20 protein-coding genes and 5 tRNA genes are annotated in these 25496 nt (G+C 43.1%); 17 read left to right on the forward strand and 8 right to left on the reverse strand.

The genetic code is table 11. The features are described from left to right. Positions 1–4 precede the first annotated feature (4 nt). Genes BV375_RS10185 through BV375_RS10195 form a run of 3 tightly spaced genes read right to left on the reverse strand, consistent with a single transcriptional unit; the run spans position 5 to position 2972 of the window. A complete protein-coding gene (locus BV375_RS10185; RefSeq protein WP_086760019.1) occupies positions 5–391 on the reverse strand; it encodes a VOC family protein in 387 nt (128 codons plus the stop codon). A 47-nt stretch (positions 392–438) separates the two neighbouring features. Next, on the reverse strand, positions 439–1719 hold the full coding sequence (locus BV375_RS10190; protein ID WP_086760021.1) for a VWA domain-containing protein: 1281 nt from the start codon (positions 1717–1719) through the stop codon (positions 439–441). After that, positions 1716–2972: a VWA domain-containing protein gene (locus BV375_RS10195; RefSeq protein WP_086760023.1), complete on the reverse strand. Its 1257-nt coding sequence runs from the start codon at positions 2970–2972 to the stop codon at positions 1716–1718. The genes BV375_RS10190 and BV375_RS10195 overlap by 4 nt, the downstream gene beginning before the upstream one ends. Positions 2973–3070: 98 nt before the next feature. Here BV375_RS10195 and BV375_RS35895 point away from each other — a divergent pair, with 98 nt between their 5' ends. The 4 genes from BV375_RS35895 (at position 3071) to BV375_RS10210 (ending at position 5624) form a co-directional block, all read left to right on the forward strand. Next, the gene (locus tag BV375_RS35895) at positions 3071–3271 is read left to right on the forward strand and encodes a hypothetical protein (protein WP_143842046.1); all 201 of its coding nucleotides are present in this window, start codon (positions 3071–3073) and stop codon (positions 3269–3271) included. Between the two features lie 157 nt (positions 3272–3428). Further along, positions 3429–4091, forward strand: coding sequence for an ATP-dependent Clp protease proteolytic subunit (locus tag BV375_RS10200; RefSeq protein WP_086760025.1), 663 nt, complete (start codon positions 3429–3431; stop codon positions 4089–4091). A gap of 84 nt (positions 4092–4175) precedes the next feature. Next, positions 4176–4769 (forward strand): ATP-dependent Clp protease proteolytic subunit, encoded by a 594-nt coding sequence (locus BV375_RS10205; protein ID WP_086760027.1) that lies wholly within the window; start codon positions 4176–4178, stop codon positions 4767–4769. Positions 4770–4997: 228 nt separating this feature from the next. Beyond that, positions 4998–5624, forward strand: a complete 627-nt coding sequence (locus BV375_RS10210) for a J domain-containing protein (RefSeq protein ID WP_086760029.1) — start codon at positions 4998–5000, stop codon at positions 5622–5624. 25 nt (positions 5625–5649) lie between these two features. On the opposite strand, the gene BV375_RS10215 is transcribed toward BV375_RS10210, so the two are convergent. Next, on the reverse strand, positions 5650–6981 hold the full coding sequence (locus tag BV375_RS10215; protein WP_086760031.1) for a Rieske 2Fe-2S domain-containing protein: 1332 nt from the start codon (positions 6979–6981) through the stop codon (positions 5650–5652). Positions 6982–7440: 459 nt separating this feature from the next. Between BV375_RS10215 and BV375_RS10220 the strand changes: the two genes are divergently transcribed. From BV375_RS10220 to glmU, 6 genes are all read left to right on the forward strand, one after another. Further along, a complete protein-coding gene (locus BV375_RS10220) occupies positions 7441–7701 on the forward strand; it encodes a MoaD/ThiS family protein (RefSeq protein ID WP_086760308.1) in 261 nt (86 codons plus the stop codon). Between the two features lie 134 nt (positions 7702–7835). Then, positions 7836–8252 (forward strand): hypothetical protein, encoded by a 417-nt coding sequence (locus BV375_RS10225; protein WP_086760033.1) that lies wholly within the window; start codon positions 7836–7838, stop codon positions 8250–8252. 603 nt (positions 8253–8855) lie between these two features. After that, entirely contained in the window at positions 8856–9311 is a 456-nt protein-coding gene (locus tag BV375_RS10235) for a hypothetical protein (RefSeq protein WP_086760035.1), read from the forward strand. Next, positions 9308–11680, forward strand: coding sequence for a tetratricopeptide repeat protein (locus tag BV375_RS10240; protein WP_086760037.1), 2373 nt, complete (start codon positions 9308–9310; stop codon positions 11678–11680). Before BV375_RS10235 ends, BV375_RS10240 begins: the two co-directional genes overlap by 4 nt. An 81-nt stretch (positions 11681–11761) precedes the next feature. Further along, positions 11762–13156, forward strand: coding sequence for a TldD/PmbA family protein (locus BV375_RS10245; RefSeq protein ID WP_086760039.1), 1395 nt, complete (start codon positions 11762–11764; stop codon positions 13154–13156). A gap of 432 nt (positions 13157–13588) precedes the next feature. After that, positions 13589–14944, forward strand: coding sequence for a bifunctional UDP-N-acetylglucosamine diphosphorylase/glucosamine-1-phosphate N-acetyltransferase GlmU (glmU, locus tag BV375_RS10250; RefSeq protein WP_086760041.1), 1356 nt, complete (start codon positions 13589–13591; stop codon positions 14942–14944). Positions 14945–15054: 110 nt separating this feature from the next. On the opposite strand, the gene BV375_RS10255 is transcribed toward glmU, so the two are convergent. The 3 genes from BV375_RS10255 to BV375_RS10265 all read right to left on the reverse strand — a co-directional run bounded on the left by BV375_RS10255 (position 15055) and on the right by BV375_RS10265 (position 19548). Continuing rightward, positions 15055–16041, reverse strand: coding sequence for an isoaspartyl peptidase/L-asparaginase (locus BV375_RS10255; protein ID WP_086760044.1), 987 nt, complete (start codon positions 16039–16041; stop codon positions 15055–15057). A gap of 32 nt (positions 16042–16073) precedes the next feature. Beyond that, positions 16074–16244, reverse strand: a complete 171-nt coding sequence (locus BV375_RS10260) for a DUF2256 domain-containing protein (protein WP_086686751.1) — start codon at positions 16242–16244, stop codon at positions 16074–16076. A gap of 412 nt (positions 16245–16656) precedes the next feature. Continuing rightward, on the reverse strand, positions 16657–19548 hold the full coding sequence (locus BV375_RS10265; protein WP_243713903.1) for a GAF domain-containing protein: 2892 nt from the start codon (positions 19546–19548) through the stop codon (positions 16657–16659). Between the two features lie 201 nt (positions 19549–19749). On the opposite strand from BV375_RS10265, the gene BV375_RS10270 reads away from it, so the two are divergent. Further along, positions 19750–20892, forward strand: coding sequence for a quinone-dependent dihydroorotate dehydrogenase (locus tag BV375_RS10270; protein ID WP_086760316.1), 1143 nt, complete (start codon positions 19750–19752; stop codon positions 20890–20892). A 181-nt stretch (positions 20893–21073) separates the two neighbouring features. On the opposite strand, the gene BV375_RS10275 is transcribed toward BV375_RS10270, so the two are convergent. Continuing rightward, complete coding sequence (locus BV375_RS10275; RefSeq protein WP_086760046.1) at positions 21074–21805, reverse strand: hypothetical protein; 732 nt, start codon at positions 21803–21805, stop codon at positions 21074–21076. Positions 21806–22432: 627 nt separating this feature from the next. On the opposite strand from BV375_RS10275, the gene BV375_RS36745 reads away from it, so the two are divergent. From BV375_RS36745 to BV375_RS10285, 6 genes are all read left to right on the forward strand, one after another. Then, positions 22433–22557: transfer RNA gene (locus tag BV375_RS36745), tRNA-Ile, on the forward strand. Between the two features lie 69 nt (positions 22558–22626). Beyond that, positions 22627–22751 (forward strand) — tRNA-OTHER (locus tag BV375_RS36750). Positions 22752–22774: 23 nt separating this feature from the next. Next, positions 22775–22897 (forward strand) — tRNA-OTHER (locus BV375_RS36755). Positions 22898–22988: 91 nt separating this feature from the next. Then, positions 22989–23130: transfer RNA gene (locus BV375_RS36760), tRNA-OTHER, on the forward strand. A 72-nt stretch (positions 23131–23202) separates the two neighbouring features. Beyond that, a tRNA-OTHER gene (locus BV375_RS36765) sits at positions 23203–23326 on the forward strand. 37 nt (positions 23327–23363) lie between these two features. Continuing rightward, positions 23364–24968 (forward strand): TROVE domain-containing protein, encoded by a 1605-nt coding sequence (locus tag BV375_RS10285; RefSeq protein ID WP_086760050.1) that lies wholly within the window; start codon positions 23364–23366, stop codon positions 24966–24968. Positions 24969–25496: the final 528 nt, after the last annotated feature.

The raw sequence follows: 25496 nt of genomic DNA on the forward strand, positions 1-25496 counted from the left end.
TATTTTAATGTTCATAAATCTCTAATGGCAAGCCATCAGGGTCTTTAAAGAAAGTAAATTTCTTGCCTGTGATTTCATCAATTCTAATATCTTCTACTTCTATACCTTGCGATTGTAATTCAATAACGGTTTGCTCAATATTATCAACTGCAAACGCCAGATGCCTTAAACCGCAAGCTTCTGGATTACTAGGTCTTTGGGGAGGGTTGGGAAAAGAAAATAGCTCAATTTGGGTGTTTTCGCCAACTTGTAAATCTAATTTATAAGAATTTCTGCGATCGCGAAAAGTTTCTTGGATAATTGGAAAGCCCAAAACCTCTACATAAAATTTTTTTGAGCGTTCGTAGTCAGAACAAATGATAGCTATGTGATGAATGTTATTGATTTTCATAAATTACGAATTACGAGGGCAGGCGATCGCCCACCCTACCCTATAAATTATTCTTGTAAAATCGTCTTTGATACAATCCTAGTCTTCTTGCGGTCGGCTTCCGACAGTTCTTCACCAGCTTGTAGACGGGTGGCAGAAGTTTGTAAGACTGTGGCTGCACCTTTATCTCCTATTTGTAGGGCTGTTTTAGCGGCTGTTTGCAGCATGGTTGCTGCACCGATGAGATCGCCTTGTTGTAATTTCGCTTCTGCTAACTGAGTTTGGCGATACTTGGCTAATGCTAAAATTGACTGCTGTACTTGGGGATTAGGATTTGGCTGGTAAACGCGAACCACATCTGCATACACAGGTGCGATCGCAGAAAGTAAGTTTTGTTGATCTACAGCCGGATCGTCGTAGCGGATTTGAATATGCCCAATCTCTTGTCTACCTTCTGGTAAATTGCCTAGATAAATATTGGCTAAAACTACCCGTTCGACATCTTGCATCAAGTCTCCCAAGCGCACAATAAAGCGCCCATCAGCTTCTTGTTGCACGGGTAACTCAATGGTATCTGGGGCTACTTGGGCAATCGGTTTGAGTTCTGCTAGCCGGACATTTGGCATCAAGGACAATAACAAGTAGGCATTAGTTAGCCCAACAGACTGAATGCGTCTAAATAAACGGCTAAATTCATCTACTGCTTGTTCAGGATGCTCAATATAAGCTAGAGTTCCACCACCAGCATCGGCAATTTTTTCTAGTAGATCCTGGTTCCAGCTACTCCCAAACCCCAAGGTATTGAGAGTTAAGTTGAATTTAGTAGCCTTATGGGCAAGTTCCAGACAGCGTTTGTTATCATCCGGGCCTAACTCCCACTTCCAAATCCGCAAGCTGCTTTCGCCATGTCCATCTGTCAGCAAAAACGCCTGGGAAACAGATCCTCTTGTACCTTTCATCAGTTCTGTAATTCCCAGCGCCAAACCTTCAGCAATTACCGTACCACCGCTAGCGTTAAGTTTATTTTTAATTTGTGATTTAATGCTTCCCAAGTCTTGAACTACTTGGTTGGGGACAATAACTTCAGCAGAACCAGCAAAAGCCACAACCGAAATGCGATCGCCTGGTTTTAGTTGATCGAGTAATCCCTCTACTGCTTGAATTACGGTGTTGATTGGTTGGCCATGCATGGAACCACTCTTATCGAGAATCAAGCATAAGTTGAGGGGCAAATTGCTATCAAATTCGCCAGCGATTGCAGAAATCGAAATTCCGATTTGACGCTGACTATTCGCTTGCCCTACATCAACATTACTATCATTCAGCACCGACAGTAATTTAACTTTCATTGGTGAGGAGTATCCTGCAAAACTGTTTTTGAAACAATTCTAGTTTTCTTGCGATCGCTTTCCGATAACTCTTCACCAGCTTGCAAGCGAGTGGCAGAAGTTTGCAACACTGTTGCTGCACCTTTATCTCCCATTTGCAAGGCAGTTTTAGCAGCAGTTTGTAGCATTGTTGCCGCACCAGCGCGATCGCCTTGTTGCAATTTCGCCTCTGCTAACTGAGTTTGGCGATACTTCGCTAATGCCAGGATAGAATGTTGCACTTCTGGATTAGCAGCGGGTTGGTAAACTCTAGCCACATTTACATAAACTGGGATGTTAGGAGTGAATAACCCTGTCTTGTTGTTAGCGGGGTCATCGTAGCGGACTTGCAGATTTGCGATCGCTTGTTTGCCTTCGGGCAACTGTCCTAGATAAATATTAGCTAAAATTACTCGTTCCACATCTTTCATTAAGTCTCCCAAACGCACCGCAAAGCGTCCATCGCCTTCTGGTTGTACTGGTAACTCAATTGTATCTGGAGAAACTTGGGCAATCGGTTTAAGTTCCGCTAGCCGAACATTTGGCATTAGGGAAAATAGCAGATAAGCATTAGTTAAGCCAATTGTTTGAATTCGGTTAAACAATCGGCTAAATTCCTCCACTACTTGATCGGGCTTTTGAATGTAAGACAGTGTACCTAGTCCAGCATCGGCAATTTTTTCTAAAATATCCTGATTCCAGTTGTCACCAAATCCCAAGGTATTTAAAGTCAAGTTATAGTTAGCAGCCAAGTGGGCAAATTTTAAACAGCGATCATTATCGCCATGTTCATTTTCGCCATCAGTTAATAAAAAAACTTGAGAAACAGTATCTTTTTTCCCCTTTGCCAACTCCTCAATGCCCAAACGCAAACCTTCATCAATTGCCGTACCACCATCAGCACTCAAGCGGTTAATTTGCTTTTTGATGTGTTCTCGGTCTTCGATAACTTGATTAGGTACTAAGACTTTGGCACGGTGATCGAAAACTACAACACTCAAGCGATCCCCAGGATTGAGTCTGTCAACCAAGCGATTTGCCGCTTGCTTGACAGTTTCTAGGGGCCGCCCATTCATCGAACCACTATGATCGAGAATTAGACATAAATTAACAGGGACATTGCGATCCAAAATTTCGCCGATCGCAGAAATCGAAAGGGATAACTGACGCTGACTGTTCGGTTGATTTGCGTCTAAATTACTATCATTCAGGACGGGCTGCAAGTTAACTTTCATAACGCAAAGTTCCTAGTGAGGATATACATTTTTATAAATAACTTCAAAACGCAACATTAGAACTACGGAAAACAAATACATTAATAAGCTGTAACGTCTTGAAACGTCAAAAGCTCAGAGTCAAGAAAAACTCTAAACCCTTGGCAGAGATGCTATTAATCGCGTCTCTACTGTTGACAGTCAATCATAGGCGATCGCCCATAACTAAGCATCAAAAAGGAATATTCCTTAAACCTCTGTACCTTTACACCCCTACACCTTTTTTCGAGCTAGCCTTAACGAAAAAATATGCAACTTAAAATCGCAGTAGCTTATATTCAAGAATATCTTAGAAGCTAAGGATTAGCAGATGTTCAGCCCCCTGACTCATTAGCCAGAAATCCGCACCTTAAAGATAGCTAGCATCGCGCTAGTATGTATTACAGTTAACGGCATAATTTCAGGCGCTCAGTTGCTATGGACATTTCCCCCATCAAGGCTGTTCAAGCCCCCTATTACGGCGATAACTCTTACCGGACACCGCCGCCAGATTTACCCTCCCTGTTGTTGAAGGAGCGAATTGTCTATCTTGGGATGCCCCTGGTGCCTGCTGTCACGGAGTTGATCGTCGCTCAACTACTATATTTACAGTCAGACGACCCCGAGAAGCCGATTAAAATCTATATCAACTCAACCGGCACATCCGGTTATAGTGGCGATCCAATTGGTTTTGAAACCGAAGCTTTCGCTATCTATGACACAATGAAATACATCAAGCCACCCATCCATACTATCTGCATTGGTTCAGCAATGGGTATGGCAGCGATGCTACTCGGTGCTGGTACTAAAGGTTGCCGCGCTAGTTTACCCAACGCTAATATTATCCTGCACCAACCTAAGAGCTACGCCCAAGGTCAAGCAACGGATATTCAAATTCGCGCGCGAGAAGTTCTGGCAAACAAGGCATCAATGGTTGATATCCTAGCTCACACCACTGGACAAGCCCCAGAAAAAATTTCCAAAGATATGGATCGCCTCTTCTACATGACTCCCTATCAAGCTAAAGAGTACGGTTTGATTGATAGAGTGTTTGAAAAAGAAGAACTTGCCAATCCACCTTTGCCTGCAAGCATCCTTTGATTTGTCATTTGTTATTTAGCCTTTGTATTAGGCAAATGACTAATGACTAATGACTAATAACTAATTACAAACGGAGTAGCGAAAATGCCTATAGGTGTTCCTAAAGTTCCTTACCGGATGCCCGGGGGGCAATTTACAGATTGGATTAGCATCTACGATCGCCTCTACCGAGAAAGAATTATTTTCTTGGGGCGAGATATTGATGACGAAATTGCCAATCAAATTATTGCTGTTATGCTATACCTGGACTCGGAAGATCCAGGTAAGGACATTTATTTGTACATCAATTCTCCTGGTGGTATGGTTACCTCAGGCTTGGCAATTTATGACACCATGCAACACATCAAATCAGATGTGGTAACAATATGTGTGGGTTTAGCTGCCTCAATGGGGTCTTTCCTGTTGGCTGCTGGCACTAAAGGCAAACGTATGGCATTGCCTCACTCACGGATTATGATTCACCAACCTTCTGGCGGAACCCGTGGACAAGCAACTGATATCGAAATTGAAGCTAGAGAGATTCTGAGGATTCGTAACCAGCTCAATCAGATTTATGCCAACAACACTGGTCAGACCATAGCCAAAATTGAAAAAGACATGGATCGTGACTTTTTCATGTCGGCCCAGGAAGCTAAAGAGTACGGTTTGATTGACCGTGTAATTGAAGAACGCCCGTAATTGGTGCAGGGGAGATGGGGAAGTGTGGGGAGAGAGGGGAGAAATGAACCATACTTTCTTTCTTAGCTCCCCCCATCCTCCCACACTTGCCACATTCCTTGTTTGCCCCATGCCCAAAATAAATTGTCAATACTGAACTTTCAATTAGAATATAACTCTTTATTATTAATTACTTCAGACTTTAAGTTGAAAGCTTGAAGCTGAATATTCGATAGCTGATAGCTCAAGATGGATCTTGGAGATTACTACCGTATATTAGGTTTAAGATCGGGGGCCTCTTTTGCCGACATCAAAGCGTCTTACAGACGATTGGCGCAGCAATATCATCCCGATATCAACCCAGATGACCACAAAGCTAAAGATAAATTTATTGCCTTGACAGAGGCTTACAAACTGCTGTTGACGGTAGTAATACCAGAAGATACGGTTGGCACACAGTCGAGTCAATCGCCAGTAGCTGCGCGTCAGGAAACAAAGGCAACACCTCAGGAGAAAGCACCAGCAGCTTCGGTAAAAACCCAACAGGCGACGACACCAAAACCACCAAGTGTTACAGCAATAGAACAGCGCCTAAAGTGGAAGACTTACGAGCAGTTGCAACGGTTTTTAAAAGAAAAACGTTATCCCCAAGCGATCGCCTTAGTAGAAGCTTTGGCTGATCGTTTACCAGACGATGCAGAAGTTCGTCAGTGGCAAGCTATTGCTTATCAAGTTTGGGGACGAGTGCTAATTGATCAACATCAGGTGCTCAAAGCCAGAATTTATCTCAAAAAAGCCCTCAAGACTGACCCCAACAACAAAGCTCTGTTCAATGAAGTGCAACGGGATTTCCAACGCTTGGATCAGATTTTTTAAGATATTACATAAAATTTATCAGAGTTTATCTTTGGGCGTGTACATAGTCTACAAAGTAAAATTTAGGACTTAGCCAGAATCTTAGCCAAGTGTAAACGCTGAGGCTGGCTATTGCTGTAATCATCAAAGGTAAACCAAGCTTCATTCGCAATGTATCAGGAAGAATGGCAACTCCTGAGACTACTGTGACAAAGTATGCCAAAAGTAACACTTGTAAGCGCTGGATATTTTTTAGCGCTCCACGACAGCTACTACAGTGCTGGGTATGTTGTTTGTAGCGATCGAGCATTACCGAGCGATTATCGTTGATTGTTGGGCTTTCTGGAACTTTAATTCCCGCTTCGTTCCAAGGTAGTTGCCCGTGACAATACTTATCAAACCAATTCCGAAATTCAATTACTAAGCGATCTGCGCTTGTAGCTAGTTTGTAAGCTGTTTTCCAACTTTCAACGGATGTTCTTTGTTGAAGAAAGTACTCTTGTTGTTGCAAGAGTACCATATCACCATCGAGAACCGAATTTCGAGTTTTAATATGTGTCCACCAACGTGGTATTAAACGTTGAAGTCTTGTAGCAAAATTGCGGGGAAATTGCGCTACAATTCTTGATTTACCTGGAGAAACGGGAATGCAGTAGGTGACAAGTCCTAACTGCTTACCAGAGTTACCAAGACCGATTGCATATTCCAAGTGGCAAGGTGGTTCAAATGTGATTGTTGTTTTGTTGTTTCTGTCGATATATACTTCAATTAAATTTGGCGTTGATTGTGCAACTTTTAGAGGAATAGGTTTTCCTTGTTGGCGATCGCCTTGAACGCCATGATGGGCAAAAGGAACATGGCTAGGATCTGCGACATTTTCTACAAGGGTTTGCCAATCGTATTCTAAGTCCCGTACAAAAGAATCCCAAACAAAACCTTTACTAGCATCTACTAAAGGTGATAAAGGTAACGATGTGGTAGCAGCATTTTCAGTTGATTTAGCATCCGGCCAGACCCAAAGTAAATCATTTTCTTGGCGAACTGGCAGCGAAATTGCGCACAAATTTTGTTGATTTTTGGTAATAACTTGTGAATCTTCAGCTTGGGGAATTTGGGTACAGATTCCTTGGGAATCAAATTGCCAGCCGTGATAGCTACACATTAAATTGCCTGTTTGCTCGTCAACACGTCCCTCACTCAAGGGAGCTAGGCGATGGGGACATCGATCTAGAAATACACGGTAAGTTTCAGATGTTTTAGGCTTCCAGATGACTAAGCGAAGCCCCAAAAGAGTTACTGGGGTTGGTTGCTTGGGATCGAGATCTTCAATTGGTGAGAGAGGATACCAGTGCTGAAAGAAGTTGAATTCAGATTGCATTTTACTTTTAATACCTTTAATGATTTAATCAATTAGATTTGATAACAAACGCATCTAAAATATCTTTTAATGGCATATTTCATCACTATTTATCATGTTGGAAAAGTAACACTTGTGTTACATATCTGATTGAAGAAGCCTTATTTAAGTTTACTAACCTGTTCTCAGCCTTTTCTCTACTCGCAGGTTTAATTATTGTATATAAATAATAAAAAATCTCTATAATTCTACTTTTAATTGTTTTGGCGAGACAATGATTAGCTACTCTTAAAAATGGGATACTGACAAAATGTAACTTGACGATCTCGAAAGTAGTATTATAAGTTTTAGAGAATTACATGTTTCAAAATTAAGTCTAAAGCATAACAATATTACCTTGTATAGGTGAAAACCTATCAAGGAGACTGCAATCTGGAAACTAAAAATCCCCGGATTTACGACTGGGGAATACTAAAGTTTATGTCTAATTCTACAATTACTATAACTGTCAAGTTATTTGCTGCTTACCAAGAAGCCTATAAGGCCTCAGAACTGGTACTAGAATTTTCCAATGGTACGCCAGTGAGAGCAGTATGCGATCGCTTGATTGCGGAACATCCAGAACTGAGCCAATTGCGAGATATTACCCGCTTTGGAATTAATCTGATATTTGTTGAACCGGATACACCCCTGCAAGATGGGGATGAAGTGGTGTTAATTCCACCAGTCAGTGGTGGTTAAGGACTTCTAGCTAAAAAAGGCAGAGGGGCAGGGAGCCGGGGGAGGAAGGAAATTATTATTATCTGAGTAAATTGGATAATTTATTTTCTGGCAGTCCCTTAACATAAATAGGCGATCGCTAGTAATAAAATCTGATGACTAAACCAATAGTTTGGGTACATGGTGACTGTCTGAGTCCCCACAATCCTGCATTGCAAAAATATCCCGACGTCCCAGCTATCTGGGTTTGGGACGATGCTTTGATAGCAGAATGGCAACTGAGCCTCAAACGCATCACCTTTATCTACGAATGCTTGCTAGAGTTACCTGTTGAAATTCGGCGTGGTAATGTAGCACAGGAAATTATCGCCTTTGCCCAAGAACATGATGCCGACTTAGTTGTCACCACCGCAAGTCCCAGTCCGCGCTTTGCGAATATCTGCAAGGAAGTTGAATCTTCTTTAGCTATGGAAGTGCTAGAGGTGGAACCGTTTTTTGATTACGACGGGTATATCGATCTCAAGCGGTTTTCCCGCTATTGGAAAGTTGCCGAGAAGTATGTTTGGGAATAAGCAGGCGAATGGAATTCGCAGCTATACAGACAAAACCCACCGCCGTGGGTTTCAAATTCTTTGAGTCCGCTTAGGCGAAGGGTAGCCACGATTTTTAATTGCCTGGTATATTTGCAAAGCTGAGATGCTTCCCTTATTCACGAGTATCAAAGGCTCATTAATGGAGTTAAAAGGCTCGTTGACGGAGTTATAAGCCTCATTCACGAGTATCAAAGACTCGTTGACGGAGTTATAAGCCTCATTCACGAGTATCAAAGACTCGTTAACGGAGTTATAAGCCTCATTCACGAATATCAAAGGCTCGTTGACGGAGTTATAAGCCTCATTCACGAGTATCAAAGACTCGTTAACGGAGTTAAAAGCCTCATTCACGAATATCAAAGACTCGTTAACGGAGTTCAAAGACTCATTCACGAGTATAAAACACTCAACCGCATAACATCTTGTTAAAAAAATATTCCTAAACTCCGGCTGAGAGCAAGAAATATCGTGGTTAGGAGCAGAAAATTGTTGTGCTACTAAGTTGGTATCACTATCTCCCTAAGTTTACTGAAAAAATTCCTTATAATCGTTGGTAATGGTCTAATATCGTACCAAATTACTATGGAACCAATTACCGTCGGTGCGATCGCTCTTTTAACTTTTATCGGCAATAAAGTCATTGATTGGTCAACAGAAAAGGCTTTGGATGCTGGTTTAGACAAAGCCAAGCAAGTTCTTAAAGCTAAATCACCCGAAACAGCCGCCGCTTTAGAAACCGCAACCGCACAAGCAGCCTTACCACCAGGAGAACGAGAATATATTGGCGAAGCTGTATTAGTAGAAGAGGTAAAAAAAGCAGCAGCAGCAGACCCGGAAATTCAGGAAGCTGTCGAAGCATTAGGAAATCAAGCCAGTACTGCTGCACAAGCTAACCCAGAACTGGCAAAGGCTATTGCAGAGTTAACCGCAGCTATTAAAGCGCAAAGTCCGACAACGTTAGTCAATCCGCAAGGTGTAATCACTACGGGTGGTCAGACTACAGTCAAGGGTTCCACATTCAACTTTGGCAGCAAATGAGCAATGAGAATTTGCAAGGGATAATTACCCAAGGTGGAAAGGTCATTGTTCAAGACTCAACATTTAATTTTGGGTCATCACAACAGACTTCTCCGCCAAATATCCCCAATAATCTAATTTACAAAGGCGCTATTAACTTTGTTGGGCGGGACAATGAACTTACCGACATCCATCAGAAATTGCAGCAGTCGGGTAAAGTGGCAATTTCGGCGGTGGCTGGGATGGGTGGTGTCGGTAAAACAGAACTAGCAACCCAGTATGCACTAAGACATGAAGCTGATTATCCTGGCGGTATCTGCTGGCTGAATGGGAGAGAATCGGAGTTAGCCGCTAGCATTGTGCAATTTTATTTGTTGTACATCGGTCAAGAAATCCCAAAAGAACTGGGCGGAAAACTGCTGAATCTCCAAGAACAAGTACGGTGGTGTTGGCAGCATTGGCATCCATCCGAGGGTTTGGTGTTGGTAGTATTAGATGATGTCACTAATTTAGAGAATCTGCGAGAGGTACAGCCAACAACCAACCGCTTCCGGGTACTCGTCACCACCCGGTTACGCAACCTCAACCCCAATTTTGTGCAGGAAATTTCCTTAGATGTACTCCCGGAAATCAAAGCGTTAGAACTGCTAACAGCTTTTGTGGGTGAAAAGCGGATACAACGGGAAGAAACAACCGCTAAACAATTGTGTCAATGGCTGGGATATTTACCCTTGGGGTTGGAATTAGTCGGACATTATTTAGCTGAAGATCCAGATTTATCTTTAGCAGAAATGTTAGAACGGCTGAAGGTGCAACGGCTAGAGGATGAAGCACTGGAACGAAGACAGCCAACCCTGAGTGCAGCACAGCTGGGAGTGAAAGCTGCCTTTGAATTAAGCTGGCGAGAACTGGAGGACAAAACTCAGCTTGTGGGTGCGTTATTGAGTTTATTTGCACCTAATGTTATTCCTTGGCAATTGGTAGAGTTTAGCAGTGAGTTGCTGAATTGGGCCAAGACAGATGTCACGGAAGCCAAAAAGCAACTCTACAAACGTCATCTTATTCAAAGCTTAGAAGATAAAAACGCTTGCTATCAAATTCATCCTTTAATTCGGGAGTTTCTCCAAGGGAAATTCGCACAAATTAGCCTCTTTGCTGCTGGGGAAGAGTTAGGAGTAAAATTCAAACAAGCTTTTGCAGCCGTGATAGTAGCAAAGGCAAAAGAAATTCCTGAAACTCCCACCCGTGAATTTATTGAGTCAGTGCAAGATACTATTCCTCATATTCAGGAAGTAGCCCAAAATTTGATTCATGTCGTCAAGGATAAAGATTTAACTTGGGTGTTTGTTAGCTTGGGTAGATTTTATGAAGGACAGGGTTTGTATGCATTAGAAGAACCTTGGCATATACAGTGTTTATCAATAGTCAACGTCCGTTTGGGAGAAGAACATCCCGACATCGCCAGCAGCCTCAACAACTTGGCATTATTTTACGAATCCCAAGGCAAGTACGCCGAAGCTGAACCCTTGTATCTGCAAGCTTTGGCAATGAGAAAATGCCTGTTGGGAGAAGAACATCCCGACATCGCCAGCAGCCTCAACAACTTAGCTAATCTCTACGAATCCCAAGGAAAGTACACCGAAGCCGAACCCTTGTATCTGCAAGCTTTGGCAATGAAAAAACGCCTGCTGGGAGAAGAACATCCTGACATTGCCACTAGCCTCAACAACTTGGCTACTCTCTACGAATCCCAAGGAAAGTACGCCGCAGCTGAACCCTTGTATCTGCAAGCTTTGGCAATGAAAAAACGCTTGCTGGGGGAAGAACATCCTAACATTGCCACTAGCCTCAACAACTTAGCTAATGTCTACAATTACCTGGGAAAGTGCGCCGCAGCTGAACCCTTGTATCTGCAAGCTCTGGAAATGAAAAAACGCCTGCTGGGAGAAGAACATCCTGATGTTGCCATCAGCCTCAACAACTTAGCTTATCTGTACGATTGCCAGAGAAATTACACCGCAGCCGAACCCTTGTATCTGCAAGCCTTGCAGATTGGAAAACGCCTGCTGGGAGAAGAACATCCTGATGTTGCCATCAGCCTCAACAATTTGGCTAATCTCTACAATTCCCAAGGAAGGTACACCGAAGCCGAACTCTTGCATCTGCAAGCTTTGGCAATGAGAAAACGTCTGCTGGGAGATAACCATCCCAACGTCGCCACCAGTCTCAACAACTTGGCTAAACTATACTATTCCCAAGGAAAGTTCGCAGAAGCTGAACCCTTGTATCTGCAAGCCTTAGCAATTTTTGAGCAAAAATTAGGTGTCAATCATCCTCATACAGTTAAGTGTTGTGAAAATCTTGAACGTCTTCGTGCTGCTAACTCTTAACTCTTTACTTTGTCCTTCAGTAGCAGACAGCGATCAAATAATTGCACAATAAAAGTAGTTCGTCATAGTTACTACTTAGAAATGCCGACTAAACTAGCTGATGCACAAAATTTACTTTCCGATCTAATTGCCCGCTACTCATCGCGTGTAGATTATTTGATGATTCGCCTGGAAGAAGCAGAAGGTACTGATATCTTGTTGCGTGGCGACAAGGTAGAAACCCTCAGCGAAGGTATCTCAATGGGTGGACATATTCGCGCTTGTTATAAAGGCGGGTGGGGCTTAAGCTGCTTTAATCGGCTTTCGACAATTCAAGAACGCATCGAAGAAGCGATCGCAGCTGCGCGCATGGTGGGTGATGAAGAGACTGTACTCGCTCCCATTGACCCAGTGCAAGCAGTATGTCAGCTACCCCTCACAGGAACCGATCCGCGCAAAATTTCTTTGAGTCAGAAAAAAGAATTATGCGATCGCTATTCCGATCTACTCAAAAGCGTTGATTCGCGAATTACTACAACTTCAGTTCGTTACGGTGATAGCGCCCAAAAAATTATTCTTGCCACCTCAGAAGGTACATTAATTGAGCAATCTTGGGTGGATATGGAAATGCGCTTCGCCGCGACTGCGAGAAACGGCGAAACCGTCCAAACTGGGAGAGAAACTACAGGCTCTCGCAAAGCCTATGAAGATTTAACCAATTTAGACGCACAAGTTAAGAGTGCAGCAAAAAGAGCGATCGCCGCTTTATCTCTACCATCAGTAAAAGGTAATACTTATACCGTCGTCATTGACCCTATACTTACTGGTTTATTTGTTCACGAAGCCTTTGGACATCTATCGGAAGCTGATATGGCTTACGAAAACCCTGATATTTTAGAAGTCATGACCATTGGACGACGATTTGGCCCAGAAGAACTGCAAATTTTTGATGGTGCTGCGCCCGAAGGACATCGTGGTAGTTATTTTTACGACGACGAAGGCACACCTGCCACAACAACCCAACTAATTAAAGATGGAATCTTGGTAGGACGTTTGCATTCCCGCGAAACCGCAGGCAAATTAGATGAAGCACCCACAGGTAACGCCCGTTGTCTGAATTATCACTTCAATCCCATAGTCCGGATGACAAATACCTGGATTGAAAGAGGTAAAACACCAGTTGCAGACTTATTTAGCAACATTAAAGAAGGCGTATATGCCCGTAATTGGCTGGGTGGGATGACCAATGGGGAAATGTTTACCTTTAGCGCAGGCGAAGCATGGATGATTAGAAACGGCAAAATCGCTGAACCTGTAAGAGATGTCACCCTTTCTGGTAACGTTTTCCAAACCTTAGCAGATATTGAAGCAATTGGTGATGACTTTTACTGGGACGAATCCGGAGGTTGTGGTAAAGGCGGACAAAACGGCTTACCTGTAGGTTGTGGCGGCCCCAGCCTGCGAATTCGAGATGTAGTGGTTGGCGGTGAAACTTAAAAAGGTAAATGAAGTACACGGGTAGGGGCACAACAATGTTCAAACGTGTCAACTTAAGCTAAAACGCTTATCCCACGAGCGTTTTATCCCTCCCTTGAAGCAGGGCTGTTTCACTTCCTAAAATGGTTAAAATTGCAAGGGTCAAGAGATTAAAATTTAGAGCAAGCAGACAATTTTGGGCAAAATTTTTATGCCTTAATGCCTAAATTATGTTGTTTTGCTTTGCGCCTTTGCGCCTTTGCGTGAGAATCTCCTCTTGACAAATCTCACACAGCAACGAATGAAACAGCCTTGGCAATCATAGCTTAGATGTTTATCTAATTAATTATGGCTAGGGATTTCAGTCTATGATGATTAGCTGGTATTGTTTGAGGCTAAATCTCAGAATACCAAGCGCAAAAGCGCAATTCATTAATAGCTGATAGCTAAGTTATGGTAGTTGTAGCAATTCTAGCGGCAGGACGCGGCACAAGGATGAAATCACAGCTGCCCAAGGTTTTACATTCTTTGGGTGGGCGATCGCTAGTAGAGAGAGTTATCAATAGTGTAGAACCACTTTCGCCTTCACGGCGGTTAGTGATTGTGGGATATCAGGCTGAAGAAGTGAAAACAGCCATGCAGTCAATCCCTGGTTTGGAGTTTGTTGAACAGACTGTACAACAAGGAACGGGTCACGCTATCCAGCAATTGCTTCCTCATTTGGAAGATTACGCTGGGGATTTAATAGTGTTAAACGGCGATGTTCCGTTGTTAAGTACCCAAACACTGAAAATTTTGTGGCAAACTCACCAAGAACATCAAAATGCTGCTACTATTCTCACAGCATATTTGCCCAACCCCCAGGGTTACGGGCGCGTTTTTTGTGATAGTGAAAATATTGTGCAACAAATCGTCGAAGATAAAGATTGCACCACTGCCCAAAGACAAAATCGTCGGATTAATGCTGGGGTTTACTGCTTCCGTTGGCAAAATTTAGCCAAGGTGCTGCCCTACCTAGAAGCAAATAATAGTCAAAAAGAATACTATCTTACCGATGCCGTAACTCAAGTCGGGCAAGTGATGGCAGTAGATGTGGAAGACTATCAAGAAATTCTTGGCATCAACGATCGCTTACAACTCGCAAATGCCTACGAGATCTTGCAAAGACGAGTTAAGGAAAAATGGATGATGGCAGGTGTCACCCTGATTGACCCCAGCAGTATTACCATTGATGACACTGTGGAATTACAGCCAGACGTAATTATTGAACCCCAAACTCACCTGCGTGGCGATACTGTAATTAAAGCAGGAAGTCACATCGGACCTGGGAGTTTAATTGAAGATAGCCAGTTAGAGGAGAATGTCACAGTACAGTATTCCGTAGTTAAGGGAAGCATTGTGCAAGCAGGAACCCAGATCGGCCCCTATACCCATTTACGCAGTCAGGTGCAAGTAGGTGCTGGTTGCCGTGTCGGTAATTTTGTGGAATTAAAAAATACTCGCTTAGGCGATCGCACTAATGTGGCTCATTTGTCATATTTAGGCGATACCACGGCTGGTACTAAAGTCAATATTGGTGCAGGCACAATTACCGCTAACTATGATGGCGTTAAAAAACACCCAACTAAAATAGGCGATCGCACTAAAACTGGTTCCAATAGTGTCTTAGTTGCTCCAGTCACCTTGGGCAATGATGTTTATGTGGCAGCCGGTTCAACTGTAACAGAAGATGTCCCTGATGATGCTCTGGTGATTGCCCGTGCGCGTCAGGTAGTTAAACCTGGTTGGCGCAAGAAAAGTGCTGAGTGATGAGGAGTCACTGCGTTGTAGACGCCGGAGACGGCTTCCCTCAGGGTAGCGTCCGTTGGGGCTTCCCACCTGCAAGCAAGTGGCGTTGTTGAGTTCTAAGTTTGAATAATTTACTCAGCATTCACTACTGAAGACTCAGCATTAACGATACAGCCAACATTTGTCGCAAGTGGAAGTTCTAAAGTATCACCAATTCTGTTGCCATCGTGGTATGCAGCAAGTAAGACTTGGCTGGTTTTACCCCAAGCGATCGCCCCACTTGCATCTAAGGCGATCGCTCCCAAATCTCGTTTGTGATCGTGGGCTTCAGCAAATGAGCGTTTCATGGCTTCTTTAAGAGACATTCCATCAGTCACGCGTACTACAATCTTGGCCGCTAAACACTCATCAATGATGTCTTCTCCAATTCCAGTGCAGCTGACACCAGCATTATTTGTTGCATAATTACCCGCTGGCATTGCAGAATCGCTGACTCTCCCAATCCGCTCAAACCCCTTACCGCCTGTAGAAGTGCCAGCAGCTAATCGACCGTAACTATCCAAAGCCACTACTCCTATTGTGCCACGTCGAGCATTGCTGCTTTCCACGAGTTCTGGTTCTGCAACCACCCCAGCCATCGTGCTTTTAAAATTATCCTGACGTTCTTGTATCCATTCGTGCAACCGCAAATCTGTTAAAGCGTTGTAACTGGGAATTTGCAACTCCCGTGCCAGTTCAGCTGAACCGTAATCTGACAGTACCCTGTCTGGAGAGGTTTGTAAAAATTGTGCTAACTGTATAGGATTTTTTACCCGCGATATATTAATTACACCGCTAAAGCGTCCTGATGACCCATCCATGAGAGAAGCACTCATGCGAATTTGACCATCAGATTGCAGCACCGAACCAGTACCCGCATTAAAGCGGGGGTTATCTTCCAATAATTGACAACCCTGCACTACCGCCTCAGAAGCATTTGCTCCGGAAATGAGTAGAGAGTAAACTTCCTCTACCACTGTATAGAGCGCTTGGCGCACCGCCTCTACTCCACCTTTCCCGTGGAGTGAACTACCAGCCCCTCCATGAATAATTAATTTTGGCTGCACCTGTAACTTCATATATCCCTTGCGCTATTTGCGTCTCAGTGGTGTTAGTTCGAGTCAGTTTCATTTTTAACTTCAGAACGACGACGGCGGCAACGTTCTGAGCAGTATTTCACCTCGTCCCAGCAATCTTGCCATTTCTTGCGCCAGGTGAAGGGACGTTCGCATACCGGACAGATTTTTGTAGGTAAGTCAGATTTAGAACGTTTACGCCCCATTTTGATACTGTGCAGATTGGAGAAAAAATTTGCGAGAGCGATGGAAAATAATTATAACCAGATTGTTACAACGGCAGGATAGTTTTTGCGAATAAATGTGGGGTCAATCCCCCTAGAGAGTTATTCCTGGTTAACTTAGCAAGTATTTTAGGACTATTCACTGCTATTTGGACTCAATTTCAGGAGCGCAGCCTCTCTAGAGCAAGATTTTAGCAATATTACCAGTAATTCAAACATAGACAAATATCAATTGCTACAAGCATTTGTTACCTGGAATAAGCCCACAAATTTATGGGTTATACCCCTCACAACCTGTGCTAAAAATTTATGTAATATTGAGAACTTAGCTCTTTTACGGTAATTACTGTGTTAAAGAAGGCGAAATTGCCTAGGAAGGCAGGACTAAAAATTACTAAGAAATATGAGTAGCTAACAGTAGCAGTAATCGGCTGACTACTCGATTATCTGGTAACTGATAGAAATGCAATTCTCCTTTCATTTGCCGTATGAGATTTTTGCAGATGAGGAGGTGCAAACCTGGTGGTTGATCTAGGCTAGAGACAGCAAGCAAATCCTTGGGTTGATCTTGATTTAGCTCTTCTAGTAGCAGCGCTTCCATAGGACCACTGTCTGTTATCGAAATATCTAACATTCCCTCATCTAAGCGACGACACCAAATATCAATTCTGCCTCCAGGCTGAGAACGTTGACAGGCTACCACCAACAATTCCTGAAGCACTAGTTCAATTTTTCTAATGTCCCCGACGATCGCCATTGAGGACTGATTTGCTAAAGTTTGAGTACCTTTAAGATCCGCAGAATTTTTTGGTGAGTCCTGAGGTACAACAGACTGTCCTAAACCATGCACACCTACCCAGAGCTTATGTTGTTTAAGTAAATTGTCTACTTTTTCAATGGCTCGCTTCAGCAAACTGGCTACAGGTATAGTTTCCCATTTCATTTGTAACTGCCATTGCTCATATTTGAGCAGTTCTGCGATCGCGGCTGTTGCGTGCTCTAACTGCCGTAGTAGTGGCTGGGGACGTGTTTCTCGCATTTCCTGAGCAGAAATACCCGAATCATGGCTTTGAGAAAGTAACGGTGTTGCTGCTCTGTGAATTTCTTCTAGACGACGATGCTTGTACCAATTGAGTTGTCGTAAGTCGTCGGTTGCCAACTCTAGAAGTTGGGTAATTTGCTTTTGACGATGCAACCAAGCTAATTGACAAACAAGAGTTTCAGCCGCACTGAGGCTTTGTTCTGACCAATAACGCTCTCGATGGTCTGCAAATAACACCACACTTGTGGGTTGATAAGCATTGGAAGTACGTAATATCATCACCAAAATTTGACCAATATCCGACCCGTTCAACCAATTTCTGGTTTCTGGGGGCAAATCATCTACTCTGAGGCTGAGGTAACCTTCTTGAGCAAGTGCCCATTGAATGAGAACTTCAGTCTGAACAAAGATCGATGTATTAGCAACAATCTCAAATCCCTTATTGGTAACTACTCCAGGGATAATTTCTGCCTGATGCTGACCAGGCGACCAAGATAGCATCAATGCCAAGGGACAACCTAGAACAGATGCTATTTGTTGCAGTGCGGTGCGTTCTAGATGATGTTCTTCTGTATCTGGTGTTTTACTCTGGGTTTGTGCCAAAATACGCAAGCATTGTTGTAAGCTGTGTAAGATTGTTTTTTGCTGCTCGTTATTGCCTTGCAGCTGCCATTGCCGGACAATCACACCAACTTGTTGGCTGACAACCCATAGCAGTTCCTTTTCTAAAGCCGTCCAACAGCGGTGGGTTTCATGAGCAATGACTACAAGGGCTATTGGGGAATTACCTTGAGCGCAGTTGCAAACTAGCAAGGAATGCACGCCATTTTCAATAAAAAAGGGACGCCAATTAAAAAATCGCAGATCTTCGTCTAAATTCTCAATCTCCACTGCTTCAGTAACACGCTGCAAAAGCTGTCTATCCAAATCTTTGAGAGCATTGAGGTTAAATGTCAAAGGTCGGCGATTCTGAAGCTGGCTTTGGTGCAGAATTTGATAATGATTTTGGTCGGGGTCGTACCGCAACAATAAAAAGCGGGTGGTACCAAGTCGCTCTAAAACTCTCTGAGCACAGATACGTAGTACTTCTTGCAGGTCATGCTCACTATAGATAGCTTGGGCAACTTGACTAGTTAACTGAGCATCCGCTTGAATTTGTTTGATAGTGCTTTCCATGTTATCAGTGGGGGCAACCAAAGAGATTAACCCAGCAGCACCTTGGATGAAATTTTTGTCTGTATCTGTCCAGATACGGGGTTGATTGCCTTCCACTGCCAGAAAACCCAGCAATTCCTTTTGACAGATTATGGGGGCTGCCAACAGCGATCGCACCCGTAGGCGTTGGAGTAGCTTGCCTGTAACATGACTATTGAGAGAGCTACGCGACTCTCCAATCGAGACGGTTTGATTGACTACCAAAGCATAATAAAATTCGCTTAAGTCCTGCACGGAAATTCCTACTGCTGGTTGCTGGGGACCAGAGTTGCGACCGAGATTGAGCAGCTGATTGCTCATCCGACACCAAAAGTAGCGTCCTTCTCGTTCAAACCAGTAAATATTTGTTCGAGATGGGGAAACAAATTGATGAGTGGCTTCTACTACGGCTTCTAGTTTTTTATCAAGATTACTTAAGGAGCGTAAGTTTTCTAACAATCGCAACAAAGGCTGTTCAATATGCTTAGTTTGCTTTTGCTGCAAATCTATTTCATGTTGATAAAGTACTGCCCCCAGTTCGGCTAAAACCATTAATAGCCTTGCTTTTGCGTCTCCAGCCAGTAAATAGCCCCAGGTTTGTGAACCTAACAAAACCAAACCCAAACAGCGGTCTCGATAGCGAATCGGTAAAACAATCGTTCCTTGGATTTGAAATTTTTTTGCCACTTCCTGTAATGTATCAGCGCGGTGTTCATCTCTTAAATCGGCTACACCTAAAGGTCGCTGTTCAATTACGACTTGTTCTAATAAATCTCCTGAGCTGAGAACTAAACGCTGTTGTAAAAAATTGGTGTCTTTAGTAGGCGTCATCCCGCCTTTGCCAGACAATGTGTGATTCAGGCGATCGTAAAGAGCAATCCAAATTAGTTGGTAGTCAAACTGCTCTTTAATATAAGCAATAGTAGTTTCAATTAAAACTTCAACATTATCCTCTTCCCTGAGTTTCTGGAGGACACGCCCCAAGGAAATTATCTGTTTTTCAGCAGCTATTGGTTTTTCTGGCGGTCCCATCTGATTATTAGTCAACATAACTTGTAATATATAAGATGCCCAGAAAAGCACCCTGATAATAAGTTGCGTTTAAAATTAGCATCTGAAAATAAGGCAGAAGGCAGAGAGCAGAATAAAAAGATGAGTAAGGTTGACAAGGAGATAGAGGACGCGGGGACGCGGTGAAATAATTAATGCCCAATGCCCCATGCCCAATGCCCAATGGCAACTGTGATTGAAATGGATATTTATCAATTAGCAATTAGTCCGCTGTTGTTTAATCTGCTCAAAACAGATCCAGAGTGGTTACACCAAAAGACGATTAACACTCTTGGCTGGCTCTCCCAAAGAAGCGATCGCCTACCTGCTAGATGGGTTAACCACCTCCTCCAGCATTCATTTTGCTTATATGACCCACGTCTAGAACAAAATCTGTTTGGGCTAAACTTTCCTAACCCTTTAGGTTTAGCAGCTGGATTTGATAAGGATGGCATTGCCTCTCAGATCTGGCCAAGCCTTGGTTTTGGCTTTGCAGAACTAGGAACAGTGACATTTATTCCCCAGCCCGGAAATCCCCGTCCCCGCTTGTTTCGTTTACCGTTAGATAAAGCTGCCCTCAACCGCATGGGTTTTAATAATAGCGGTGCAGCAGCAATGGCGGCACGATTGGCGCAAGGAAAACAAGAATTAAACCAGCGAATACCTATAGGTATAAATTTAGGCAAGTCTAAAGTAACCCCCTTAGAAGCATCTGCAAACGATTACCTCAATAGTTTTCGTTTACTTAAAGATTTGGGAGACTATTTTGTAGTTAATGTGTCTTCCCCTAATACGCCAGGGTTGCGATCGCTCCAAGATGCAGCCATGCTCGGCTCTATCTTGGATTTATTGCAACAAGACAATAAAACACAGAAGCCGATTTTTGTCAAGATAGCACCTGATTTAGAATGGGAAGCGATCACTGATATTATTGCTTTGGCTAATACCTACCAAATAACAGGGTTAATTGCTACTAACACCACTATTCGCCGTGATTTGCTGAAAACCCAGGTGATTGCAAAAACAGGCAAAACTGTGCAAGAAGAAGCTGGTGGAATTAGCGGCGCACCATTACGCGATCGTTCCACTGAAGTAATTCGATTTATTTGGCAGCAAACCCAAGGGCAATTGCCGATTATTGGCGTTGGTGGCATCTTTACCCCAGAAGATGCTTGGGAAAAAATTACTGCTGGTGCTAGCCTGATTCAAGTCTATACAGGCTGGATTTACCAAGGACCAATGATGGTACGTCGCATTCTCACAGGTTTACTTTCTAAGTTAGAAGAAAGCGGATTAACTTCCATCAATGCAGTTGTAGGTTTAGACGCAAAAGCTCAAAAGTGAAATTATTTAGCAATTATTTAGTTATCAAAGTTTGAGTTGGGATTTATACCTCAACTCAAACTTATGAATTCCAGAAATGGGTTAATTTCAATCCCATCTGAAAAACTCCTCACAGTTCACTGTTGAGTGATTTTAGACATTTTTTCCTTGGCAAAAAGCTAGGAAAATCAAGTTTCTAGTTTTAACTTTTATCTTCATCCAAGGGGAAAAACTCCTTAGATTTTCGGGAGAATGACCAGGCAATGCCATCTGGATCGCGACTGCGGCTCCATTCAGGAAAGTCAGGGTCATTTCGCCTTTTATATACTGTGCTGGAATAAACATTTAGCCGTTTAGCAAGTTCTGATTGAATCAGAGAGCCAAAAAGTAATTGTTTTTCCAAAGGTATTTTGACTTCTTCATGAGTTGCTGGAGGCAATAATTCAGCCTCTGTTTCTTCTGGCTGGGGCTGTGGTAGCGTTGGTGCCAGTAATATGGGAGCAGCTTGGGCAACTGATTGAGACGGAAGTTCTTTAACAGGCTCACTACTTTCAAGTATGCTTCCCAAAATGGTGGCATTGATAAAGTAATAGACTGGACTTCCATCTTCAGAATTCAGAATACTGGCACCAAATTCGCTGGCTTTAGTATCTAGGTAGCGTTTGGCTATTGTTCCAGAAAAATTACCCTTGATTGCCAAGTCCATCGGTGTCACTCTGCCTTGAGTGTCCTGAATCAATCGATGAAAAATTGGATTAACTTGCTGACACCACTGTTGCCATTGATGCCACTGCCAAATATTGAAACCAATGATTAGCAGCATTAAAGCCAGCCAGAATTTCCAAGTAGAAACAAGGAAAATAATCAAAAACGAGATTGGCAAAAGCAGAACGAGAAAAGCCTTCCCGCTGCCTTCTAATGTTTTTTCACTCATGCTCATTGCTGCCAAGTGAATTGTTAGAAAAGAAATAATTATTATCTTGGCAAAAATTGTGACATTTTTTTGTATCTTTTGGCAAACTTACGGCAAATTTGTTGGAAAAATATAAAATTAATAATTTTTATGCACTGTAAGCTGCCTGAAGTATTGGCAAATTATTCAGCTTGTAAGCCTTTTAAATCAAGAGTTTTGCCTAAAAAAGCAGCTTTTGCCAATGATGTCAGATGGGCAAAAACATAATAACTATGTTTATATATACTTTTTCATTTCGGGATAGTGGTGGGAAGCTCTAGGAGTTATAGATAACTTTTTGACTAAAATCATAAATTTCAAACTCAGCGTCCTAAATACTTGACACCTAGTAATACACATACTACATTAATAATACAAGCCGATGTTCCAAAAGGAGTAAGCTTTAACCGTAGCGGATAGCTCAAATACCAGAGCGCCCACCTTGCCCGCAAGGGCCGACATATCGAGGGTTACCGCAAATAACATTAAATATCCTTGATTTAAGTTCTGGAGGTGCAGGTGAAAATCCTGCTTCGCTACACCAAACACCAAAATTAGTACTAAGCTTTGAATTTTTCACTCAGCACTCATAACTCATAACTTTTAATGTGGCGGGTAGCTCAGTGGTAGAGCGCCAAAAACATCTTTGTTCATCCCTTGTCTGAAAAGACCGACGAATGAAGGTTATCGACTCATAATCGGGAAGGTCGTAGGTTCAAATCCTGCCCCGCCACACCAAAATCAGTACTGAGTTAAAAATTCCAAACTCAGCACTCATAGCTAACAACTCATAACTTTTAATGTGGCGGGTAGCTCAGTGGTAGAGCGCTAAACATCCTTTTTCACCCCTTGCCTGCAAAGGCCGACGAATTAGGGTTATCGATTTGGGTTCGAGAGGTCGCAGGTTCAAATCCTGCTCCGCCACCCAAAATTTAATTTTGAATTTTCATGTGGTGGGTAGCCAAGTGGTAAGGCGCTTAATATCCTTATTCACTCCTTGCCTGAAAAGGCCGACGAATTGAGGGTTATCGTATGCAAAACGAGCAATCGCGGGTTCAAATCCCGCCCCACTACACCAAAATCAGTACTAAGTTCTGAGTACCGAGTACTGAGTTAAAAATTCTAAACTCTGCACTCATAGCTCACAACTCATAACTTTTCATGTGGGTGGGTAGCTCAATCTGGTAGAGCAATGAACGGGTTAATTACCCATAGTCCTTGGTTCATAACCTTGCCTGAAAAGGCCGACGAGTCGAGGGTTATCGTTAATTCATCGGTTGTAGGTTCAAATCCTACTCTACCCCCCAAAATCAGAACTTAGTACTGAGTTAAAAATTCCAAACTCAGCACTCATAACTCACAACTCATAACTTTTCATGTGGCAGGTAGCTCAGTGGTAGAGCGCCTAAAACATCCTTGTTCGCTCCTTGCCTGTAAAGGCCGAAGAATGAGGGTTATCGCCTTCCAAGCGGGATGTCGCAGGTTCAAATCCTGCCCTGCCACTTTTCATTTTTGCCCGCAAGGGCCGGGAGATGAAATTATGAATTACAACTTTTTTACTAAAAAGAAAACAAATACACCGCAAACTCAGCCTATACCCGGACGAGAAGCAGAGATGATTAAGGGGCGTTCTGGTGGGTATATGTTTGATGCGGGTATTTGGAAAGTGCTGCGCCGTTGTCTGTTGATTGGTACAGCAAAAAGCACTTACTACGCTGGCAAACAGGAATTAACAGAAGATTTTGTAGATGTTGTCAAACAAGCTGTAGCAGAGAATCCAGGGCGTGTGGCAGAAGAAATTCTCTATGCTAGCGATGGCCGCGCCATCAACAACAGTGCGCCTATCTTGGCATTGGTGCTGCTATCTATGGGTGAAACACCAGAAGCTAAAAAAGCATTTGGTGAAATCTTTGGGCAAGTTGTTCGCACAGGTAGCCACTTCTACGAATGGCTGAACTACACCAAATCTCTGCGGGGATTTGGTAAGGTAGTGCGCGAAGTTGGGAAAACTTGGTTATCTCGCGAAGATGTCAAGGGTTTAGCTTATCAACTGTTGAAATATCAACAGCGTCAAGGCTTCTCTCACAGAGATGCATTGCGGTTGTTCCATGTCAAACCACCTACAGAAACTCATCGCGAATTATTTGAGTGGGTAGTTAAAGGTTGGGAAGATTTGCCAGCAGACATACCTTCTGAGGCATTGGCGCAGATTTGGTGGTATGAGTGGCTGAAGCGCAATCCTACCGAAACTCATACAGCGATCGCACAAGGACGCCTGACTCACGAAATGGCTGCTCCTGTGGGTAAAATGGATAAACAAGCTTGGCAGTTGCTTTTCCAAGAAATGCCAATAGGTGCAATGCTGCGTAACCTTGGTTCTTTGACAGAACTGGGTGTACTGCGAGCTGATGAAAGCGCTAATATCTTGCGAGTAGAAGCAGTCCTGAACAACAAAGAACATCTGCGTAAAGGTCGCATTCATCCGATTGATGTTTTGAAAGCGCTCAAGACTTATCACTCTGGTGGCAAATTAGGACGCAGCCAGAAGACTTGGGAACCAGTTGCCCGGATTGTAGACATTTTAGAAAAGGCGGTTGAACTGTCTTTTGATGTTGTGCAACCCACAGGCAAAGTTTTCATGCACGCTGTTGATGTTTCCGGCTCCATGTCTTGGGGTGTGGTTGATTCAGTGGGCTTAAGCTGCTGTGAAATTGCCACTACAATGGCACTGGTAACAGCAAAGGCAGAGCAAAACTACATGATTCGCGGCTTTGCTACCGAATTTCGAGAATTAGGTATCACAGCCAAAGATAGTTTTAGTTCTGCACTTCGCAAAGCTAGCAACCAAAACTTTGGTGGAACAGATGCTTCTGTAGCTTACGACTGGATGATTAAGAACAAGTTCAAAGCAGATGTAGTTTGCTTTTGGACTGATAATGAGTCATGGGCTGGGTCTAAGCATCCAAGTCAAGCATTGGCACAGTATCGCCAAAAAGTAAATCCCAACGCCAAGGCAGTGTATGTGACCCTTGCACCTTACAACATTACCTTGGTAGATCCTCAAGATCCTCTGTCCTGGGATTTAGCTGGGTTCGACCCTGGAACACCTCGCATCATCCAGATGCTGGCTACAGGTGAACTTTAAAAAGGCTGAAACATGAAGGATGAAATCAAAAAATCTTATTTTCATCCTTCATGCTTTATAAATCAAAATACATGGCGGGTTATCCTTGTTAACAACTTGCCTTTCGGGGAAGAAGAACTTAGGGTTATCGGTTTTATCTCTACCTTTCGGGAAGGACTTCGTCCAACGAGAACGCTTCGCGTACGCGTCTACAATTCCCGCACCCGCCTTTAAAGCTATTTTTGCAGAAAAGATAAATTTCCAGCAGATTACAAGTTGTGCGATCGCAATGCTCACAAACCTTATCCAGAAGAGGTTTTGCACATTTTTGCTGGAAAATAAATTATGACAGCGTTGTCAATGTCTGATTTCGTCAGTTATATCAGTTATTAGCCTTAATTACCTAGGGATGCGGAAACAGGCTTTATACTGAGAAAAACATGATAAATATCTAGCGCTTCTTGAGTTCCTGTACTTTTAGCTCAAATTCGCTGGCAGAAAGCTTAAAATCAAAGTAGAAATTCTCATCCAGGCTCAAAGAGATTGTAT

This window comes from Nostoc sp. 106C (assembly GCF_002154725.1).
GTDB lineage: Bacteria > Cyanobacteriota > Cyanobacteriia > Cyanobacteriales > Nostocaceae > Aulosira.

Excerpts from the sequence above, each read along its gene's own strand:
- BV375_RS10215 (WP_086760031.1), bottom strand. The coding sequence starts at position 6,981 with ATGCAATCTGAATTCAACTTCTTTCAGCACTGGTATCCTCTCTCACCA.
- BV375_RS10210 (WP_086760029.1), top strand. The coding sequence starts at position 4,998 with ATGGATCTTGGAGATTACTACCGTATATTAGGTTTAAGATCGGGGGCC.
- BV375_RS10195 (WP_086760023.1), bottom strand. The coding sequence starts at position 2,972 with ATGAAAGTTAACTTGCAGCCCGTCCTGAATGATAGTAATTTAGACGCA.
- BV375_RS10255 (WP_086760044.1), bottom strand. The coding sequence starts at position 16,041 with ATGAAGTTACAGGTGCAGCCAAAATTAATTATTCATGGAGGGGCTGGT.
- BV375_RS10235 (WP_086760035.1), top strand. The coding sequence starts at position 8,856 with ATGGAACCAATTACCGTCGGTGCGATCGCTCTTTTAACTTTTATCGGC.
- glmU (WP_086760041.1), top strand. The coding sequence starts at position 13,589 with ATGGTAGTTGTAGCAATTCTAGCGGCAGGACGCGGCACAAGGATGAAA.
- BV375_RS10270 (WP_086760316.1), top strand. The coding sequence starts at position 19,750 with ATGGATATTTATCAATTAGCAATTAGTCCGCTGTTGTTTAATCTGCTC.
- BV375_RS10260 (WP_086686751.1), bottom strand. The coding sequence starts at position 16,244 with ATGGGGCGTAAACGTTCTAAATCTGACTTACCTACAAAAATCTGTCCG.
- BV375_RS10265 (WP_243713903.1), bottom strand. The coding sequence starts at position 19,548 with ATGTTGACTAATAATCAGATGGGACCGCCAGAAAAACCAATAGCTGCT.
- BV375_RS10225 (WP_086760033.1), top strand. The coding sequence starts at position 7,836 with ATGACTAAACCAATAGTTTGGGTACATGGTGACTGTCTGAGTCCCCAC.
- BV375_RS10240 (WP_086760037.1), top strand. The coding sequence starts at position 9,308 with ATGAGCAATGAGAATTTGCAAGGGATAATTACCCAAGGTGGAAAGGTC.
- BV375_RS10220 (WP_086760308.1), top strand. The coding sequence starts at position 7,441 with ATGTCTAATTCTACAATTACTATAACTGTCAAGTTATTTGCTGCTTAC.
- BV375_RS10245 (WP_086760039.1), top strand. The coding sequence starts at position 11,762 with ATGCCGACTAAACTAGCTGATGCACAAAATTTACTTTCCGATCTAATT.
- BV375_RS10285 (WP_086760050.1), top strand. The coding sequence starts at position 23,364 with ATGAATTACAACTTTTTTACTAAAAAGAAAACAAATACACCGCAAACT.
- BV375_RS10205 (WP_086760027.1), top strand. The coding sequence starts at position 4,176 with ATGCCTATAGGTGTTCCTAAAGTTCCTTACCGGATGCCCGGGGGGCAA.
- BV375_RS10200 (WP_086760025.1), top strand. The coding sequence starts at position 3,429 with ATGGACATTTCCCCCATCAAGGCTGTTCAAGCCCCCTATTACGGCGAT.
- BV375_RS10190 (WP_086760021.1), bottom strand. The coding sequence starts at position 1,719 with ATGAAAGTTAAATTACTGTCGGTGCTGAATGATAGTAATGTTGATGTA.
- BV375_RS10185 (WP_086760019.1), bottom strand. The coding sequence starts at position 391 with ATGAAAATCAATAACATTCATCACATAGCTATCATTTGTTCTGACTAC.
- BV375_RS10275 (WP_086760046.1), bottom strand. The coding sequence starts at position 21,805 with ATGAGTGAAAAAACATTAGAAGGCAGCGGGAAGGCTTTTCTCGTTCTG.